Source organism: Micromonospora chokoriensis (assembly GCF_000718555.1).
Classification (GTDB): domain Bacteria; phylum Actinomycetota; class Actinomycetes; order Mycobacteriales; family Micromonosporaceae; genus Micromonospora; species Micromonospora chokoriensis_B.
The window spans coordinates 1-666 of sequence record NZ_JOAN01000045.1 but is presented as its reverse complement, the minus strand read 5'-3'; the positions used below and the strand labels follow the sequence as shown (position 1 = coordinate 666).

Sequence of the window (666 nt, the reverse complement as noted above, 5' to 3'; positions counted from 1 at the left end):
TTCGAGGAAGTAGCCGCCGGCGCAGCCGGCTTCGAGCAGGACGGTGGGGCGGACGGTGGACAGCAGCCAGCGCAGCCGCCGGCCCGCCTCGAACCGGCGTTGACCGGCGGACGCGAAGTAGTCCTGGTACCCGTCGGTCGTGTAGTAGGCCTCGTCGTACAGCTCCTCCGGCGCCGGGGCGCTGCCCGCGGTCCAGACGAAGCCGCAGTCCGGGCAGCTCCACAGCAGGTCGCCGAGGGTCGGCGAGTGTCCACCGGCACGGCCGCATAGCTGGCAGCGGACCAGTTCGATCCCATCCAGTTTCATCAGGTACTCCGTCCGGTTCGTGGCGCCCGGGCGATCACCCGGAGTAGGTCGCCGAGGCGTGGGTGGGTCAGCCGCGGTGAGCGGAGCCCGACCAGGTCGGCGGGGAGAAGGCGTCGTGCGTGCCGCAGCCGGTAGGCCAGCGGCATGTAGTAGCGAAAGACAGTGGTGTCCTGCCGGAGCACCTCGAAGCCGAGGTCGGTCAGCAGTCGGACCAGGGTGTCCGGGGTGAAGTGCCAGCGGTGGTAGCGCGGTTGCAGGCCCGGCCAGTCGGTGCCGAGTCGGTTGGCGGCGGCGGAGGCGATGTTGGGTACTTCGAGGGCGAGCCAGCCGCCGGGGGTGAGGGCGTTGTGGGCGGCGTGG

The 666-nt window shown here is 71.2% G+C and carries 2 protein-coding genes; both read right to left on the bottom strand.

What is annotated here, in order from left to right; translation table 11 throughout:
- On the bottom strand, positions 1-306 hold a 306-nt coding region (locus IF46_RS0131980; RefSeq protein ID WP_030492136.1), incomplete at its 3' end, for a hypothetical protein.
- Positions 306-666: methyltransferase domain-containing protein (locus tag IF46_RS34965; protein WP_030492135.1), on the bottom strand; the 361-nt coding region annotated here is incomplete at its 5' end. The genes IF46_RS0131980 and IF46_RS34965, both read right to left, overlap by 1 nt.